The sequence below is a fragment of the Pseudotamlana agarivorans genome (genome assembly GCF_018860245.1).
In the GTDB taxonomy this organism is placed as follows: domain Bacteria; phylum Bacteroidota; class Bacteroidia; order Flavobacteriales; family Flavobacteriaceae; genus Pseudotamlana; species Pseudotamlana agarivorans_A.
The window spans coordinates 128454-149049 of record NZ_JAHKPD010000012.1 but is presented as its reverse complement, the minus strand read 5'-3'; the positions used below and the strand labels follow the sequence as shown (position 1 = coordinate 149049).

At 38.0% G+C, this 20596-nt stretch carries 8 protein-coding genes; 3 read left to right on the top strand and 5 right to left on the bottom strand.

What is annotated here, in order from left to right; genetic code table 11:
* Nucleotides 1–3 precede the first annotated feature (3 nt).
* Together amaB and KO493_RS07090 are read right to left on the bottom strand one after the other, a co-directional pair.
* Nucleotides 4–1560, bottom strand: a complete 1557-nt coding sequence (gene amaB, locus KO493_RS07095) for an L-piperidine-6-carboxylate dehydrogenase (RefSeq protein WP_216067247.1) — start codon at nucleotides 1558–1560, stop codon at nucleotides 4–6.
* Between the two features lie 175 nt (nucleotides 1561–1735).
* A complete protein-coding gene (locus tag KO493_RS07090) occupies nucleotides 1736–2221 on the bottom strand; it encodes a CAP domain-containing protein (RefSeq protein WP_216067246.1) in 486 nt (161 codons plus the stop codon).
* Between the two features lie 298 nt (nucleotides 2222–2519).
* Between KO493_RS07090 and KO493_RS07085 the strand changes: the two genes are divergently transcribed.
* The 3 genes from KO493_RS07085 to KO493_RS07075 all read left to right on the top strand — a co-directional run bounded on the left by KO493_RS07085 (nucleotide 2520) and on the right by KO493_RS07075 (nucleotide 18203).
* Nucleotides 2520–7625, top strand: a complete 5106-nt coding sequence (locus KO493_RS07085) for a LamG-like jellyroll fold domain-containing protein (protein WP_216067245.1) — start codon at nucleotides 2520–2522, stop codon at nucleotides 7623–7625.
* Between the two features lie 909 nt (nucleotides 7626–8534).
* A complete protein-coding gene (locus tag KO493_RS07080) occupies nucleotides 8535–13001 on the top strand; it encodes a LamG-like jellyroll fold domain-containing protein (RefSeq protein WP_216067244.1) in 4467 nt (1488 codons plus the stop codon).
* Between the two features lie 810 nt (nucleotides 13002–13811).
* On the top strand, nucleotides 13812–18203 hold the full coding sequence (locus tag KO493_RS07075; RefSeq protein ID WP_216067243.1) for a LamG-like jellyroll fold domain-containing protein: 4392 nt from the start codon (nucleotides 13812–13814) through the stop codon (nucleotides 18201–18203).
* A 433-nt stretch (nucleotides 18204–18636) separates the two neighbouring features.
* On the opposite strand, the gene KO493_RS07070 is transcribed toward KO493_RS07075, so the two are convergent.
* From KO493_RS07070 to KO493_RS07060, 3 genes are read right to left on the bottom strand one after another with little or no spacing between them, the layout of a single operon-like run.
* Nucleotides 18637–19512 (bottom strand): endonuclease/exonuclease/phosphatase family protein, encoded by an 876-nt coding sequence (locus KO493_RS07070; protein ID WP_216067242.1) that lies wholly within the window; start codon nucleotides 19510–19512, stop codon nucleotides 18637–18639.
* Entirely contained in the window at nucleotides 19512–20075 is a 564-nt protein-coding gene (locus KO493_RS07065) for a YciI family protein (protein WP_252723176.1), read from the bottom strand. The genes KO493_RS07070 and KO493_RS07065 overlap by 1 nt, the downstream gene beginning before the upstream one ends.
* Nucleotides 20066–20536, bottom strand: a complete 471-nt coding sequence (locus tag KO493_RS07060; protein ID WP_216067241.1) for a CYTH domain-containing protein — start codon at nucleotides 20534–20536, stop codon at nucleotides 20066–20068. The genes KO493_RS07065 and KO493_RS07060 overlap by 10 nt, the downstream gene beginning before the upstream one ends.
* Nucleotides 20537–20596 lie beyond the last annotated feature (60 nt).

Below are 20596 nucleotides of genomic sequence, written 5' to 3'. Positions count from 1 at the left end.
CGGTTAATCAATATCAAACTTAATCCCCTGCGCCAATGGCAACTCTGTAGTATAATTAATGGTATTGGTTTGACGGCGCATATAAACTTTCCAAGCGTCGGAACCTGATTCGCGACCGCCACCGGTTTCTTTTTCACCACCAAAGGCACCACCAATTTCGGCGCCTGAAGTCCCAATATTCACATTAGCGATACCACAATCGGAACCTTCAACTGAAAGGAAACGTTCGGCCTCACGTAAATTATTGGTCATAATCGCAGAGCTTAATCCTTGTGCTACACTGTTTTGAATATCCAAGGCATTTTCAACGTCACCCCTATATTTCATCACATATAAAATAGGCGCGAAAGTTTCTTGTTGAACCATTTTAAAATGTGGCTCCACGGCAACAATGGCTGGCTTGACATAACAAGCACTTTCAAAACCTTCACCTGAAATGACACCACCTTCAACAAGCACATGACCCCCTTCTTTTACCACCTGTTTTAATGCTTTCGTGTACATTTTTACGGCATCGGTATCTATAATAGGGCCTACATGATTATTTTCATCTAAAGGGTTCCCAATACGCAATTGTTTATAAGCCTCCACGACGGCAGCTATGATTTTATCGTAAACCGATTCATGAATTATTAATCGGCGTGTCGAGGTACAACGTTGTCCGGCAGTACCTACAGCTCCAAAAACGGCTCCAATTACGGTCATTTTCACATCGGCATCGGGCGTCACAATAATGGCATTATTACCACCAAGTTCTAATAAACTTTTTCCTAATCTGGCCGCTACTTCTTGGGCAACGGTTTTCCCCATTTTGGTCGAACCTGTTGCAGAAATTAACGGAATTCTGGTATCTTTAGTCATAAACGCACCCACCTTAGCATCGCCGTTAATTAGGCAAGAAATACCTTCGGGTAAATTATTTTCGGCAAAAACTTGAGCTGCTATATTATGACACGCGATACCACAAAGTGGTGTTTTTTCGGAAGGCTTCCAAACACAAACATCACCACAAACCCAGGCTAAAGCAGTATTCCAGGCCCAAACGGCTACAGGAAAATTAAAGGCTGAAATAATGCCAACCACGCCAAGCGGATGGTATTGTTCGTACATACGGTGCCCTGGACGCTCGCTATGCATGGTTAAGCCATGAAGCTGACGCGACAGACCAACTGCAAAATCGCAGATATCAATCATTTCTTGAACTTCACCTAAACCTTCTTGGTAACTTTTCCCCATTTCATAGGACACTAATTTACCAAGAGCTTCTTTCTTTTCGCGTAATTTATCTGCAAACTGGCGCACGATCTCACCACGCTGTGGGGCGGGTATTTTTCGCCATATTTTAAATGCCGAAGTCGCTGTTTCCATAACAACATCATAATCGGCCTTTGTTGTGGTTTTTACTTTCGCAATTAATTGTCCGTCTACGGGCGACAAACTACGAATTACACTTCCGTTTGAAAACTGTTCCTCACCTGTAGAAGTTCCTGCGTTTTCTGGCAGTATTCCCAAAATATTAAGTGCTTTATCTATACCAAAATCTAATACCTTTTTACTCATCGCTCATAAAGTTATGCATCTTTCCGCCGTTTTTACTAAGGTATGATTAAAAATATTAAATCTCACCTTAAGTGTAATGGCTAAAAATTTTTATGTTTTTACAATTCATAAAAAAAACCTGCTACATTTTATAAACGCAACAGGTTTTGGAGTATTTTTAATATAGACTAGAGCCTTATTTCTTCAAAAAGATAAACGAATAATAATACACACCAGAATCACTTTTATTGGCACCAATACCGATATGTGTAAAATCGGCTTCAATGTTATTTTTATTCCCAGAATGGTTTAACATGGCCTCTAGAACCTCATCGGCTGTTTTATACTTGGAAGCCACACTTTCTGCCATCTTGCTAGGGTTTTCATTTTCAATCAGTAAAACGGCACGTTCGTTTAAATTGTCGTAACTCAATTTGCTCTGGGCAGCCATATACAAACTGTGTTCATTAGCTAAAGTAGATGCATAAGCATTCATAATTAATACAGGTTTTTCTAAACTCAATCGATGGTCATTTAACGCGCTTAAAACCTGTGTATTAATAGTAGACTCTTCTTTCGCTTCATTACTTTCCGAATCATCGCTTGAAGAACAAGATACGCTACAGATAATCATGGTAAAACAAACCAAGGCGAACCATGGTTTTAAATAGGTGGTTTTCATATTTTTAGGTTTGGGTTTACCAAATATACATGATTTCACCAGCTAAAACGCTAATAAATTCGATAAATTACATAATAAACTGTGTTTTATTCTTACAAAAAAGAAGTCCTATACTTTCAAATAAGACCATAAACCCATAAAAATCACATAGATAAATACTAAAACCATGTAGTTAATCGAAAATAACAACGATACGATAGTTCGTTAAATTATAATAGGTAATTTTGCTACATGTATTTTGTATGTAAATACAAAAAAGAAGAATAAAACAATAGCACCTCTCACGCTCTCAATCGTTATGAAAAAAACCTACACGACTTTTTCTAGGTCTATTTTAGTGACCTTATTTTTATTGGTTAATGTTTATTTTGTTGGTGGGCAGTGTATGCCGTCAAATATTGGAGATACAAATAAAAAAGGAATTTCCAATTTTACTCTCACTGGTGACTCTGGATCAGAAATCAATCATGACAGTGGTGTTCAAGAAGGTGAAGTAGGACAAGAAGGCTACATCAACTACACTTCTAAATCCATAAATGTTACTATCGGTAACACCTATGATTTCACGGCGACAAACTCCGTTAGTAATGGAACTCCAACTGCAAGTATGGGCATTTGGATAGACTACGATGGCAATGGCAACTATGAGTTAGTGTATGATTCTGGTGTTACATCAAACAATTACACTTTTTCGGGTAGTATTACCATAAATGGAACTGCACCAGATACTGCAGTAATGAGAATTGCAACTGTTTACTGTTATAATAATGCAGGTTGCCAAACTATTCCTGCAACCCCATGTGATTTCAATAATGAACTTGCCGAAATAGAAGATTACACCCTAAACTTTTTGTTTCCAGATACCCCTGAAGCTTTTGACGACGAACTTTTAGTGGTAAGCAACTCAAGCGGCACTAATAATCAAATTAACTTAGGTCATAACGACAACATTAGTGTTCATCGTGGTGATGGCGATGATTTTTCAATAGTTTCATCACCAACTCATGGAAATGTTACTGAAGTTTTTGATGGCACTTTTGAATACGTACCAGATACCGATTATGTTGGAAACGATAGTTTCACCTATAATATCTGTGATAGTAACGGCAATTGTGATACGGCTACGGTTAATTTAACAGTTAACTTAGGTGCATGTGAACCGATATCTGAAACTAATGGTAGCGTATATATTACCAATGTTTCACTTGCCGGTGAATCCACAAATATTTATAATGCTTCTGGAGATGACGGTGGATACGGCAATTATTTAAACATTGCCGCTGCCGACTTACTATGGGGCAGTACATATACGGTTTCTATCTCAGGAGCCGGCGCACCAAAATCTAGAGCGTTATATATAGATTACAATAAAGATGGTCTATTTGATAATTCAGAATTTATTAGTGTAAAAAACAAGGAAAACATCTCCTTTACCATTCCAAATGATGCGATTGAAGGAACTACTGTTATGAGAGTAGGTGTATCCGAACCAACACATTTTCAATCAAATTCTTGTGGTGTTCATTACGATCTACAAGAATTCGAAGACTACTTCGTAACCATAGGCAACACATCTGTATCACCATCACCCCCAACACCCACCGTATACCCAGACACCGATGGGGACGGAATTACCGATAATATCGATTTAGATGATGATAATGATGGGGTGTTAGATGATGACGAAAACAACCATTGTAATACAAACCCACATGCAACGGTTGCAAAAACGGTTTTCTTATATGAAACTTTTGGCACTGGAACTAGCAGAGTACAAATTGATGAAAACTTTTCTGCTGCGAGTACAGACTATGAATTTTCGGCTAGTGGTAACGTTGTAGACGGTAAATATACCGTTTATCATAACGCTCAAGACATAGCAAGCTGGGCAGATGAGTATTGGTATAAAGGTGACGATTTCACACCTAATGACTCCGATGGTAGAATGGCTATTTTCAATGCTGAAACTACACCTGGCGGTGTATTTTATGAAAATCAAATCACAGGGGTAACACCAAATGTTACGGTAACCTACAGCTTTGCCGCTATTAACTTAGACCGTAAAGATGATGACAGTAGAAGTAAACCAAAATTCTTAATGGAAATTATAGCGCCAGACGGCACTGTTATAGCCGATAAGACTACCGATGCTATTGGAGGTTCAGACAATACAGGTTGGGTAATAAACGAACTTACTTTTATACCTACCACTTCAGATTTCACAGTGAGATTAAGTAACCTCGTGAGTGGTGGCTTAGGCAACGACCTTGCCTTAGACGACATTCTAGTTGAACAACTCTTTTGTGACTCAGACGGCGATGGTATTGCCAATAGCATTGACCTAGATGACGATAACGACGGCATCCCTACAGTTGTTGAATTAGGACTTTCTGACACTGATAAAGATGGCACTTTACTAGGCGATGGTTGGACAGACAGCGATAATAACGGCGTTCATGATTCTTACGAAAGTGGCGCTACATTAGTAAATTCTGATAGCGATACTGTTCCTAACTATCTAGATCTCGACTCCGATAACGATGGTGTCTTTGACGCTTACGAGTATGACGGACTAGGAGATATTGACATCACAGGAAATGGTGTTGGTGATGGTACCGATAGTGATGGCGATGGTATTTTAGATAGCATTGAGGACAAAGATGGTTTTGGTTTCACAACCTATAACGCCGCTGTAGAAACAACCTCTGGAACTCCCAATTATTTAAATACGCAATCTGGAGGAACAAACGATATTTTAGCAATATCACACCTATATCCTGGCTTGGTTATAGACGCCAATGGCGCAATAGATGACCATACAGATAGTGATGGCGACGGTATTTTAGACGCTTTTGATACCGATACCAGTACCTTTGGATCTCCACGAGATATTACAGGGTCATTTGCCTTATATTTTGATGGACTTAATGATTATGTTGAAGAGCCAAGTTTTATGAGCGACTGGGCAGAAGCAACTCTAATGTGCTGGATAAAGATAGACGATGACGCTTCAGGCACCCGATTTATCATGGGGCAAGACAATTTCTACATGGAACTGGATGATGCTAATTATTTACACACCTATGGTGGTGGCAAATCATTACAAAGTGATGAACCATTACCTACAGGAATTTGGGTACACGTGGTTGCACGTTTTGGTGATAAACTTTGGCTATACACTAATGGTGATTTTTCTGTTGAAAAAATAGATGCTTCTGGAAATTTAGAAACTTCTAATTCTAGCTTTAGTATTGGCCGTACACCCGATACCGACAACAACTATTTTAAGGGTGAAATTGATGAAGTGCGGGTGTTTAACGAAGCATTAAACTCGAATCCAATTAGAAGAATGGTCTATCAAGAATTAGATGAAAACAATTTCAATTATGGCAAAATCATTCCTAAACAAATAGATTCCAATCTTTCTACCCAATTACAGCGTTACTACAAATTAGACGATTACCAAAATGACAAATTAAAAGATCATACTGGAAACAATACTGTAGGCGCAACTATCTACAATGTTAAAGACATTTTACCTCAAACCGCACCACTGCCTTTTGTAACTTTTAGTGACAAATCATGGGAAACCAAAGGCGCTTGGCTACACGGCGATGTTTGGGATATATCGCATACAGACGCGACTAATCAATCAACTCATACCGATTGGGTTATTGTAAACATAGCACACAACATAACTACGACCGCATCACACAATACCTTAGGGGTATTGATTGACAATGGAGCAAAATTAACCGTTGGAGATTCAGTAAAAGATGATGACTATGCGCTCGAGAACAACTGGTATTTAAACATTGAAGATTCAGGGAAAATAGAACTAATAGGCGACTCCCAACTCGTTCAAACCAAAAACAGCACCCTAGGTACTGGAACTGGAACCCTAGAACGCGATCAACAAGGCGAATCCAATAAGCACAATTACAACTATTGGTCGTCTCCTGTAAATTCAGGTGTTAATGGAGACGGGGACAAAACCTACACCGTGGCTAGTGTTTTACGCGATGGAACAGATGAAAACGATCCAAAAACCATTAATTTTATAGGCGGTTATAACGGCGTTAAGGGCGACCCGATCTCTATTGCTGAATACTGGATATGGAAATACGCCAACAACAAAAGTGACACCTATGCGCTTTGGCAACACACTAAAAGTAACGGTGAGATAGAAGTCGGAGAAGGCTACACCATGAAGGGCCCTGGGCAAAAAGGTGTTAATAACACCCAAAATTTCACCTTTATTGGCATGCCTAATAATGGAGACATTACTTTACCTATAAATGCTGGGAATGAATATTTAGTAGGAAACCCATACCCTTCTGCTATTGATGCTTATCAATTTTTAGATGATAATAAGGAAGCCATAGACGGCACCATATACCTATGGGAACATTATGGTGGCGACTCCCATTATTCAGTAGATTATGAAGGTGGTTATGGGTCGTACAATTATTCAGGAGGAACCCCTGCCATGACCGGTACTGCTCCAGATGAAGACCTAACACACGCTAACAAGTCTAAAAAAACACCGGGACGTTACATCTCAGTAGCACAAGGTTTCTTTGTAAAAGCTGCAGAAACCCAATTAAAAACTACAGTAACCTTTAAAAACTCCCAACGTATTTTTGTAAAAGAAGACAACAGTAATTCTATATTCATAAAAGAATCTACTACTAAAACAGCCAAAGAAGAAAGCCCTAAATATGAAGACCTGCGTCCGAAAATTAGAATAGATTACACCTCCCCAAAAGGTTATGTACGCCAGTTATTAACAACAGTAGACAAAAAGGCATCTATAGGATACGATTGGGGCTACGACGGCCTTCTAAACGAAACCAATATAGAAGATATGTATTGGAAGGTTGCCAACGAAGACTACATCATTCAAGGTATCGATACCATTACAAAGCAAACCGTTTTACCATTTACTGTGAAAACAAAATCTGGTGGTTTAGTTGAAATAAGTATTAATGCTTTAGAAAACCTGCCAAACGATGTAGATGTGTATGTGAAAGACTACGATACCTATCATGATTTACGTGCTGCGTCATTTTTTGCAAATGTCCCTGCTGGTGAAACTTACGATCGTTTTGAAATTACATTTACTAACGAATCTTCAACCCTAGATGTTATTGAAGAAAGTACAAATGCGCTACAATTATTTTACAATACACAAAATGCTAACCTTGTAATAAGCAATCCAAATGCCAACACTATCGAAACCCTCAAGGCTGTAAATACACTCGGGCAAGTGGTTTTTGAAACAGCAATTCAAACTTCCGATAGGAAAATTTTAGTGCCAACCAATTTAGCAACAGGGATGCATATTTTCTCTATTCAAACAAATCAGACAGAAGTTACTAAGAAAGTGATTGTGGCGGAGTAACGAGGAGAGGAATTGTTTATTTTTTATTGACTATTGATTATTGGAATTGTTGATTCGTTTATTCGTTTATTCATGGGTGATAGTTAGGAATTGTTTATTTATGTCTTGTCATTCAGAAGGAGGTACGACTGAAGAATCTTTTCACATGACATGTTTAGATGAAAACCTTGATCGAAGACGGAAGACCACTGACAATACGTGAAATTTTTCATTATTAACTTTTCATTTTTAATTGATGAATTATTGATTATTGATTATTGGAATTGTTGATACGTTTAATTGTTTAATCGTGGGTGATAGTTAGGAATTGTTTATTTATGTCTTGTCATTCAGAAGGAGGTACGACTGAAGAATCTTTTCACATGACATGTTTAGATCAAAACCTTGATCGAAGACGGAAGACCACTGACAATACGTGAAATTTTTCATTATTAACTTTTCATTTTTAATTGATGAATTATTGATTATTGATTATTGGAATTGTTGATACGTTTAATTGTGTAACCGTGGGTCATAGTTAGGAATTGTTTATTTATGTCTTGTCATTCAGAAGGAGGTACGACTGAAGAATCTTTTCACATGACATGTTTAGATGAAAACCTTGATCGAAGACGGAAGACCACTGACAATACGTGAAATTTTTCATTATTAACTTTTCATTTTTAATTGATGAAATGTTGAATCGTATAACCTAATTACTGCAACTGCAATTGCAACTTGAAACTAAGAATGGAATAATAACAACAAAGGCTCTATAAAAATAAATTAACATATCTACCCTGTTTTAACTGTTAAAAGCCCAAATTCATCTAAAAAGGACAAGATAATTAGTTTAAAACACCTTTTTATAAGTAAATTTGAAGACCACCAAACTTTAAATACTTTTTTTAAGTTAAATTTTTAGAAATTATGCCAACACCTCTAAAAAATACCCTAGCACTAGCCGTTTTTATATTTTTAAATGCAGGCTTATTATTTGCCAATAACATAACTAACGCCAAATTAAATTATATTAAGCCCGTACAAACTACTACAGTTCCATCCGATATCGTGATTACTAGTGACAACGGCACTTCAATAGAAACAATAGGAAATGGAGATACAACTACAAGTACCCAAAACAACACCCATTTCTCCGATGTATCTATAGACCCCATAACTAGCGGTCTTACATATACATACACAATAACCAATAACGGACCAACTGATGTATTGTTAAGACAAAACCAACCAAGGGTACGTTTCTCAAGTTCGTCAGGAAATTTTACAGTATCTAGTCAACCACTCCCAGATACCAGAAGAATTGCAGCTGGAGATTCTAAAACTTTTCAGATTACTTTTAAACCACGAACTGGAGGAAACCACCAAGAAACCGTTGAAATTGCTATATTCGACAGTAATACTGTCTTGTTTACTTTCACCTTCGTTATTGCTGGTAGAGGAACCTCATCTTCAGTTGACACCGATGGTGATGGCGTTTTCAATAATGCCGATCTAGACTCCGATAACGATGGGCTATTAAATACCGACGAAGATCTCCTTTGTAACCAAAACCCGAATGCAATAAAGTCTACAACCACTTTTCTTAAGGAAACCTTTGGAGCTGGTACTTCTATAGTAGAAATCGATGCTAATTATCCAGGTGCCTATACAGATTACGCGTTTCAATCAACTGGAAATGTAACTCGAGATTATTATGCTGTAAACAAACAATCAAAAGGTACCTTTACTAATAATAATCTTTGGTATCGAGGTGGCGACCATACCGGTGACGCCAATGGTAGAATGGCCATTTTTGATGTTGGTAATGGAGATAATCATCCAGCTTATGATTCCACTACTAATCCTAATCCTAGTAATATTTTCTACCAGATAACCATTACAGGTGTCGAGCCGGGGGTACCCACTTCGTTTAGTTTAGCTGCCCTTAACTTGATTCGCGCAACTTCAACTAATCTAATCGGAAATGAAACCGAACCAGAACTTATAATAACAATAAATGATACAGATATAAATGGTATCGAGATTATTAAAGATCAAACTGGAGAAATTGCGTTTAATACTACCGATTTAAATGGTGATCCTGATACTGTAGATGCGTCTAAAACTTATCAAGAAAACCAAGGCTGGATCACGCATTCCATTTCATTTACTCCAACAAGTGACACATTTTTAGTAACATTAACTACGGCTAATAAGCGTAAAAGCGGCAACGATATCGCCCTAGACGACATCACCATAACACAAGATTATTGCGATAGCGATGGCGATGGTATAGCCGATTTTTTAGACCTGGATAATGATAATGATGGCATGCCTAATGTTGCGGAATTACAGCTTTCAGGAGTAAACATCTCTAAAGGCATGCTCGACATAAGTAATGACGACAGCAACAACAATGGTGTACACGATAGCTTTGAAGGTGGCGCAATAGCAATAGACACCGATGGCGATGGTGCTCCAGACCATCTTGATTTAGACTCCGATAACGATGGGGTTTTTGATGTTTATGAATATGATGGCAAAGGCGATTTAGATGTTTCTGGAGATGGTGTTAGCGAAGGCACCGATGTAGATTCTGGAGTTCCTGCAGATGGCTTCGATGGTGATGGTATTTTGGCTGGAGCCGATGATTTGGACGGCTTTGGGCTAACCAATTATATCCCTGCAATTGATAGTGGCGGAGATTCAACGCCCGATTATTTAACCCCACAATCGGATGGTACAAACAATGACATTCCTGAAATATATGCCCATTTAGACCCAGATGGCGATGGTGTTATTGATGTCTCTACCGATATAGATCGTGATGGTATTGCAGATACACTAGACTCCGATGTTACTGTTGTAGGCTCCCCAAGAGATTTAGATGATAGCTACAGCCTGTATTTTGATGGCCGTAATGATTATGTGGAAACGCCTCAATTTTTAAACAATACTTCTGACGGTACTATGATGTGTTGGATAAAAATTGACCCCTCAGCAACAGGTGGACAATATATTATGGGGCAAGAAAATATATCCTTTATTTCCAATGGCAGTGTAGTAGATTTTTTTGTTAACGGAAACCTTGTTGGTAATACTTCAGTAACCAAAGGGAAATGGATTCATCTAGCAGGAAGTTATTCTAGCAGTGGTGAATATTTCTATGTTAACGGTGAAGAAATCGCAAAAGCTTCAAACAATATGGACTTAGATGGCACTGGTACAAGTTTTATAATTGGCCGTTCACCAGCTAATACAACTAGTTATTTCCAAGGCGAAATAGACGAAGTGCGTGTATTTAACGAAGCCCTAACCCAAGAAGAAATTCAACGTATGATGTGTCAAGAATTGGATGAAAATAATAATTTTACCATTGGTAAAATTATTCCTAGAGAAATTAGCCCATCGCTATCAACCAGCTTAATCCGTTATTACAAAATGGACACATATACAGACGATCAGTTAATTGATCTATCTCCCTCGGGTATTGATGCCACCATTTACAATGTCAAAGAAATTTATTTTCAAAGGGCGCCCTTGCCTTATGAAACTGTAATGACTGGTACTAATTATCTAGAGTGGGGTGATGAGTCAAGTTGGTTACACGGTGATGTTTGGAGTATCAATGACCGCTCTGTATATAATGATGCTGCAATTGTTCGTATAAGACATGACTTTCGAAACCGTTTTAGCGGACGAGGGGAAAATTTAACTCAATTAGGTTTAATAGTTGATCCTGATACTGATTTTATAATACATACTCGTAGAAAACTTGAAAACACCTGGTATTTAGACATAGGTGACAACGGTTTAATCGATTTACACGCCGATGGGCAGTTAATACAAACTGAAGAAAGTACTTTGGGTACCGGTAACGGCGTTATAGAACGCGACCAAGAAGGCACCCTTAACAAATACAGTTACAATTACTGGTCCTCTCCAGTAAATACAGATCGAACGAATGCGACATATACTGTTGGAGGCGTTCTATTGGAAGGCAATGCCGACCATACAACCGTAAATTCTATAGATTTTGTTGGTGGTTATGATGGAAACGACACAACATCACCTAAACAAATCGCCGAATATTGGATAAACATTTTCCCTAATGGTATAGCGGACAACTACTGGGATTGGAAACGTGTTTACAGTACAGGAATTATAAATGTGGGTGAAGGCTATACCATGAAAGGTACTGGAACAGGCCCGATTACCGACGAACAAGTCTATCTTTTTGAAGGCTCACCTAACAATGGCGACTATACCTTAAAGATCAATTCAGGAAGAGAATATTTAATAGGTAACCCGTACCCTTCTGCCATAGATTCTTATGCTTTTCTTGATGACAATAAAACATCCATTGCAGGGAGCCTGTATTATTGGGAGCATTACGGTGGCACCACCCACTTTTTAGCCGATTATGAAGGTAGCTATGCTACTTATAATTATTCTGGAACTTCGCCAAGTGTCACGCAAGTTATACCAAGTTATCCACCCATTAATTCAAGTCCGACACCTAGAAAAACACCCGGGCGATATATTCCTGTAGCTCAAGGCTTTTTTGTTGAAGCAGATCAAGGTGGTGATATAAAGTTTCATAATTCGCAACGTGTTTTTGAAATAGAAAGAAACAATTCCGAATCTGTTTTCATAAAAGAAACCAATACCAAAACTTCAAAAACCACCAACGTAAAAACGGGCGATACCCGACCAAAAATTAGGTTAAAATACAGCTCTCCCCTAGGTTATCAAAGGCAGTTACTCACAACTGTAGACACCAGTGCCACCCAAAATGTGGATTGGGGTTATGATGCCAAACTCATCGAAGACCTCCCAGAAGATATGTCTTGGGAAATAGAAAATGAAAAATACGTGATTCAAGGGATTGATACCATCGAGGCTTCAACCATTTTACCACTTATCGTTAAAACCAGAGAAAAAGCCAGTGATAACGGTGGTATTGTGACCTTTAGCATTGATTCCCTACAAAACGATGCGCAAAATTATAACGTGTATTTAAAGGATTTTGACACCTACCATGACCTCAAACAGGCCCCTTACGATGCCACTGTTGGTAAAGGAGAAACGATAGGGCGTTTTGCACTTGCTTTTTCCGATCAAACTTTAAACATAGAAGAAGAAAGCAACAAACTTGGGGTAAAACTGTTTTACAACAAACAAAACACAAGCCTTATTATTAACAACCCCAAAAACACCACTTTAAAAAGCTTAACTGCAGTGAATACCTTAGGGCAAATGGTATATAGTAAACAATTAAACACCTCCGAAAACCGCTTGGAAATCCCAACACATTTAGCCACTGGTTTGTATGTGTTTTCCGTGCAAACAGAAAATATCGAGCTGTCTAAGAAAGTGATTGTGGCGGAGTAGCTGTTTATTTGTTTAATCGGGGCTGTACGACTAAGAATTGATTATTGATTAATTGGTTTACGTGTGACGGTTCACGTTTTATTTTTAATTAATTGATTGTTTAACTGTTCTCGATTCCGCTCGAACACCGGTAGGAATCACATATATTAACGGTCTTCGAGCGGAGTCGAGAAACTAGCATCAGTGGAATTGATTATTTTTTATTGACTATGGATTAATGGAATTGTTGATACGTTTATTTGTTGAATCGTGTAACCGTGCGTGATAGTTAGGAATTGTTTATTTATGTCTTGTCATTCAGAAGGAGGTACGACTGAAGAATCTTTTCACATGACATGTTTAGATGAAAACCTTGATCGAAGACGGAAGACCACTGACAATACGTGAAATTTTTCATTTTTAACTTTTCATTTTTAATTGCTGAATTGAAAAATTTGACCGAAGACGGGAGACGGGAGACTATTGACTATTGATTATTGGGTTCACGTGAGGATTTCAACTTTTCATTGTTTATTTGTTGAGTCGTGTAGCCGAATTACTGCGACTGAGTCTGTGACCATAACTGTGACTACGCCCGATAACAAAGACCGAAAACAACTACTTGTTGAGGGAAATTTAATTATTTCTAAAAAAATATAAGGAAGTCGTAATTTTCTTTAAAAACTAGCATCCCAACTTTTAAACGACACATTTTTAGCTATATTTGATAATTGGTTAACCAATTTTTTAAAAAAAGTATTTTATAATTACTATAAAATCAGTAACTTATAAACCCTTTCGTTAAATAATCCAGACTAAAAACAAAAATGTATGCTAAAACATTACTCCCTCATTAGTAAACACCTCCTTCTCCTCGTTCTTTTTCTATCTGCGCCCATTTTGCTTTTTGCGCAAGATGGGAAGGCTAGGATATATAACGAAGTCAGTGGTACAAGAGGCCCTTTAATCCCAGACAACAACCCACCGGCGAGCATAACTTATGGCACCGATTTTGGGAATAGTGCAGGAACAAAAACCTTTATCATCACTAGAGACGACCTTACAGGTAACTCAGAGCGCGAAATAGGCGACATGCAGCCTATTACAATTACGGGAGATCCTCAATTTTCAATTACCGAAAACTTGAAAGACTCTGATGATAAATTAACTTCAGGACAAACTGACACCTTTGAAATAACCTATGATGGTTCTGGTCCGGCTACCGCAACAGTCACATTTGAATATACTTGGCATGAGGTATCAAATGGCAGCGATGTAGGTACCAACACCGGAACAACTTACACCTTTCAAATCTCCGGTGGAGGTGGTAACAGCGGCAGCGTATATCCCGACACCGATGGCGATGGTGTTTCCGACAATCTTGATATTGACGATGACAACGATGGTATTGCCGATGACGTAGAAGACGATATTTGTGAAAACAGATCACATGGCACAGCTGAAGTCGTTATGCTTAATGAAGATTTTGGCACGGGTACCAATCGTGCGCGTATCAATGAAAACTTTCCAGGTGCTACAACCGAATACACCTATGAAGATGGTAGTGGTGGTGATGATTTGGAAACTTTAGAATACGCCGTTTACCACGACGCTTCTGATAATGCTCTTGCTACTTGGGCTAGCGGTGATTGGGGCGCCGCTGTAGACCATACTGACGACGATCCTTCCACAGTAGGACGCATGGCTATATTTAATGGTAATAACAACAACCAAGTAAGTAACAACAGTGGTCCATATGTGGTTTACGAAGCCACTATCAATGGACTTACACCTGGTAAAGACATCTATTTTAGTTTTTACGCCGTAAATCTCGATGTGAAAGACCCTAGTACTTATTCCAATACACGGTACGATCCTCAAGTTTCTATGGAACTTTTTGATGTAACAGATCCTGCTAACCCACAATCTATAGGTTCAGCCACATCCATTCCATTACCTAGAAACCCCACGCATAGCACCCCTTTCGGTCCAGACTTTTGGACACACACTGAGAACACCATCACAGGAGGCACAATTACTGCTATAAAAGTGAGATTAGTTGATATAACAGATGAAGGCTCTGGAAACGATTTTGCCATAGATGATATTCGTGTCACCCAACTGTTCTGTGATTCCGACGGCGATAACATACCAGATACCCATGATATTGATGATGATAACGATGGTATTCCTAATGTGGTAGAATTAAGCTTTAGTGGAGATGATAGCGATAAAGATGGTACCTTATATGGCACTGGTTGGGTAGATACAGACAACAACGGCATGCATGACAATTATGAATCTAATATAGGTGATATTGATGATGCCTTAGACTCCGATAACGACGGCACACCAAACTACCTCGACCTAGACTCCGATAACGATGGTATTTTTGACACCCTCGAATACGATGGCTTAGGCGATATAGACGTCACTGGAAACGGCCTAGGCGATGGCCCAGACACCGATGGCGATGGGGTACTCGATACTATGGATACCCTAGATGGTTTTGGGTTAAACGGCTACGATGATCCTATTAAAACTACCAGCGGAATCCCCGATTATCTAAATATAAAATCTAATGGTGCTGATTATGATATTTTAGCCATTGACCATCTATACCCCAACTTAGATGGTGATAATAACGGCGTTATAGACGGTTCAACCGACGCCGATCAAGACGGCATCATGGACGGTTTAGACAGCGATACAGGCGCTCACGGCTCCCCAAGAGCTATAGACGGCAGCTACAGCCTGTACTTTGATGGGCGTAATGATTATGTGGAAACGCCTGAATTTTTAAACAATGCTTCTAACGGTACAATGATGTGTTGGGTTAATATCGATGCATCTGGATTTAATACACAAGAAATTATGGGACAAGAAAATATTAGTTTAGTATATTCTTCGGGTGATGTGAAGTTAGTTGTAAACTCGGCAGAAATTTTAAGTGCTCCCATAATTCAGGGAAAATGGGTAAACATTGCTTGTGCTTATTCTAGTGGTGATTATGGTATTTATATAAACGGAGAAAACAAAGACACATTATCAGGTAGTCCATTGATAAATGGTACTGGAATAAATTTCCGTATTGGTAAGACTCCAACTGGTAGTGCTTTTTTTAAAGGCCAAATAGATGAGGTTCGCGTGTTTAACGAAACCCTAACCCCAACAGACATCCAGCATATGATGTGTCAAGAATTGGATGAAAATAATAATTTTACAGTTGGTAAAATTATTCCTAGAGAAATTAACCCATCGCTATCAACCAGCTTAATCCGTTATTACAAAATGGACACATATACAGACGATCAGTTAATAGATTTATCTACCTCGGGTGTTGATGCCACCATTTACAATGTCAAAGAAATTTATTTTCAAACGGCGCCTATGCCTTTTGAAACGGTAAACGACGGTGATTGGAATATAGAAACAACTTGGCTACATGGTGATGTTTGGGATATTTGGGGTAATGCACCAAATAATTACCCTATTGTACGAATTAAAAATCACGTCACCACTTCTCAAGAACAAAACACTATAGGTTTACTTATAAACAACGACGCTTCCCTCGAAGTACAACCAGACGTTGCTTTAAACAACTCATGGTATCTCGATATAGGTACTAAAGGCACTACAGGCACTAAAGCTTTAATTGATTTACAAGGTGAATCGCAACTTATACAAACCCAAGACAGTAAATTAGAAGAAGATGGTGAGGGATACTTACAACGCGACCAGCAGGGCACGGTTAACAAATACAGTTATAATTATTGGTCGTCGCCAGTACACTCTAGCTCTGGGGCACCATTTACCTATACGGTTAAGGATGTTTTAAAAAATGACAATAATGGTTCAGACCCTACGGTGCCAATAGATTTTGTTAGCGGTTATGATGGAGATGACTCCTCTACACCTGTAAAAATTGCCGAATATTGGATAAACGTATATAATAATGTTGCTAATAATTATTGGAAGTGGAATCGCGTATTAAGCACTGGAACCATAAATGCAGGTGAAGGTTTTACCATGAAGGGTCCAGGATCAGGGCCAATTGGTACAGAAATAAATTATGTGTTTGAAGGAATACCTAACAATGGCTCCTTAGAATTAGGTATATTCTCAGGAAACGAATATTTAATAGGAAACCCTTATCCTTCTGCCATAGATGCCAATTTATTTATTAGTGACAACCAAGGTGTCATCACAGGGAGTTTATATTATTGGGAGCATGTTGGTGGTGGTTCACACTTTTTAGCCGATTACGAAGGTAGTTATGGTACCTATAATTTATCTGGAGCCGCACCACACGTAACAGCACCAAGCGCGATACCTCCTATTGCAAATGTAATATCTACTAAATTACCTAAGCAATACATTCCAGTAGCACAAGGCTTTTTTGTAGAAGCTAGAAATACTAATATAATAACATTTCAAAACTCACAACGTATTTTTAAAACAGAAGGCACCGAATCGGTGTTTATAAAAGAAACCAATACCAAAACTTCAAAAACCACCAACGTAAAAACGGGCGATACCCGACCAAAAATTAGGTTAAAATACAGCTCTCCCCTAGGTTATCAAAGGCAGTTACTCACAACTGTAGACACCAGTGCCACCCAAAATGTGGATTGGGGTTATGATGCCAAACTCATCGAAGACCTCCCAGAAGATATGTCTTGGGAAATAGAAAACGATAAATACGTGATTCAAGGGATTGATACCATCGAGGCATCCACCATTTTACCTCTTATCGTTAAAACCAGAGAAAAAGCCAGTGATAACGGTGGTATTGTGACCTTTAGCATTGATTCCCTACAAAACGATGCGCAAAATTATAACGTGTATTTAAAGGATTTTGACACCTACCACGACCTCAAACAGGCCCCTTACGATGCCACTGTTAGTAAAGGAGAAACGATAGGGCGTTTTGCACTTGCTTTTTCCGATCAAACTTTAAACATAGAAGAAGAAAGCAACAAACTTGGGGTAAAACTGTTTTACAACAAACAAAACACAAGCCTTATTATTAACAACCCCAAAAACACCACTTTAAAAAGCTTAACTGCTGTGAATACCTTGGGGCAAATGGTATATAGTAAACAATTAAATACCTCCGAAAACCGCTTGGAAATCCCAACACATTTAGCCACTGGTTTGTATGTGTTTTCCGTGCAAACAGAAAATATCGAGCTGTCTAAGAAAGTGATTGTGGCGGAGTAGCTGTTTATTTGTTTAAGCGTTTATGTGTTTAATCGGGGCTGTACGACTAAGAATTGATTATTGATTAATTGGTTTACGTGTGACGGTTCACGTTTTATTTTTAATTAATTGATTGTTTAACTGTTCTCGACTCCGCTCGAACACCGGTAGGAATCATATATATTAACGGTCTTCGAGCGGAGTCGAGAAGCTAGCATCAGTGGAATTGTTTATTTTTTATTGATTATTGATTATTGGAATTGTTGATACGTTTAATCGTGTAACCATGGGTGATAGTTAGGAATTGTTTATTTATGTCTTGTCATTCAGAAGGAGGTACGACTGAAGAATCTTTTCACATGACATGTTTAGATGAAAACCTTGATCGAAGATGGAAGACCACTGACAATACGTGAAATTTTTCATTATTAACTTTTCATTTTTAATTGCTGAATTATTCCCTCAAAACAACGGTCTTTATCATTTCATGATCCGATTCTAACGAGTTTATTTTTTTTGAATCTAAAATCTCAAGATCTTTAGACACCCATATATGATCCAAAGACAATAAAGGCAATTCCCATGGCCAGGTTTCTCTAAAACCATTGCCTTTTGAAGAAAACCAATGGTTAAATTGCGCTCTAATCACTTCAAAATAAACCGATTCATAAGGCAAATTAAAATCGCCCAAAACAATGGTTCGCTCTTGAAATTCTAAATGGGCATCCACATAATCTAACTCCCAATGTCGTGGCACATCTCTACTTCCTGTAACATCTACAGCATAAAAATGCAGGTTACACGTTTCAAAATGAACTACAGAGGTATGGTAATTAGACGTCACATCTGAAATGATTTTCATGGGGTGCTTAGAGAAAATAGAAAGCTCTCTTGTCGATTTATAAAAACTATAATCGGGATATTTTTTCTGTAAATCCTTAAAATCGGTATCACTGGCTTCGGCAAGTACCATGACATCAGGAAAATCACCATATTGAGTAATGGCATCTTTAAATTTATGAACTCTTGAAGTATTCCAAAACACAATTTCAATATCAGAATCTTTAATGGGTTCAGCGATGCTAAATCTAAAACTGCGTCCCAACCAAATAACAAGCAATAATCCAGCTAAAAATAAATTGTACTTACGCCACTTCCCAAGAAAAATAGAAAGTCCTAACACAATTAAGATAATTACGGGTAACGGTAAAGGATAAAACAACAAAGACAGCTCGTAAGTCCTGTCTTTGATAATAAAATGCAACATCAATAGTGCAATAATGATAATTACATTTAAGATGCGGTATGAACCTCTAATAAATTTTCGCATTATCTCAAATGGTAGCCTTTAGCCGCCCACCAAGGGTGTACCTCAACTTCTAAACGGTTTGCTTTCACCATAGGATCGTCATTTGCTAAACGTTCTGCCATTTTTTTTGTTGGTACATTATAAATGGTAATACCTCTAAAATCGCTCTCATCACCAAAAGGTCCTGAAATATCGGCATGACCTTCGTTATATAATTTCCCAAGATATTCTAAATGTTGTTCTTGAAGTTCGGCAGCTTCCTCTTCATTTTGCCCGCGAATAGCACCAGACTTTAAAAATGCTATAAAATATTGCTGCATTAAAATAGTGTCTTGAGTTTTTTCATCCACAAAATCGAAAGTTTTATACCCCTTCTTTTTAAGGGCTTCTTTAATTTCTTGCTGTGTTTTTTTCGAAGCCGCTTCGTTAATATAGACGGTATACAAAGAATCTTTTACTCTATTTACAGCAATTTCTTCTGGAGTTAGCACTATAGGCTCTGGTGCTTTTTCCGCCTCATCATGACAAGCGAAAACAGACAACATGATTAAAAAAACGGGGGCTATTTTTTTTATTATTTCCATAATTTAAACGGGTTTTTACTTAATTGGGAATTATAATATTTTACGTCTCCGGTAACCTCTTTAGCTACCCAATCGGGTTTTATATACGTTTCAATTTCGCTTTTTAGCTCAACTTCAGCAACAATTAATCCTTGATTATCTCCAAAAAACTCATCAACTTCAAAAATATGTTCACCAACCTGCACTTCATAACGTATCTTATCAATTACAGTTTCTTCACAAAGCTTTAAAAGTGCTAGCGCTTCATCTTGAGCTATTTCTCTTTCCCATTCAAAACGAGATAAACCAGATGACGACGACGGCCCTTTAACTGTAATAAAACCTAAATTGCCCTTAATACGAATACGCACAGCACGCTCTTTATTAGAATTTAAATACCCTTGGCAAATTCTAGTTTGCTTAAAAGCCTCATTTTTAAAAGCTTCAGAATGCACTAAAAACTTACGTTCAATTTCTATCATATTTCCTACTTCTGCTTAAAAAAGCTTGCTTTACTATTAATTCTATTAAAGATGAGCCAC

Bases quoted from the DNA above. Each gene is read 5' to 3' on its own strand.
- amaB (WP_216067247.1), bottom strand. From the start codon at position 1,560: ATGAGTAAAAAGGTATTAGATTTTGGTATAGATAAAGCACTTAATATT.
- KO493_RS07090 (WP_216067246.1), bottom strand. From the start codon at position 2,221: ATGAAAACCACCTATTTAAAACCATGGTTCGCCTTGGTTTGTTTTACC.
- KO493_RS07085 (WP_216067245.1), top strand. From the start codon at position 2,520: ATGAAAAAAACCTACACGACTTTTTCTAGGTCTATTTTAGTGACCTTA.
- KO493_RS07080 (WP_216067244.1), top strand. From the start codon at position 8,535: ATGCCAACACCTCTAAAAAATACCCTAGCACTAGCCGTTTTTATATTT.
- KO493_RS07075 (WP_216067243.1), top strand. From the start codon at position 13,812: ATGCTAAAACATTACTCCCTCATTAGTAAACACCTCCTTCTCCTCGTT.
- KO493_RS07070 (WP_216067242.1), bottom strand. From the start codon at position 19,512: ATGCGAAAATTTATTAGAGGTTCATACCGCATCTTAAATGTAATTATC.
- KO493_RS07065 (WP_252723176.1), bottom strand. From the start codon at position 20,075: ATGGAAATAATAAAAAAAATAGCCCCCGTTTTTTTAATCATGTTGTCT.
- KO493_RS07060 (WP_216067241.1), bottom strand. From the start codon at position 20,536: ATGATAGAAATTGAACGTAAGTTTTTAGTGCATTCTGAAGCTTTTAAA.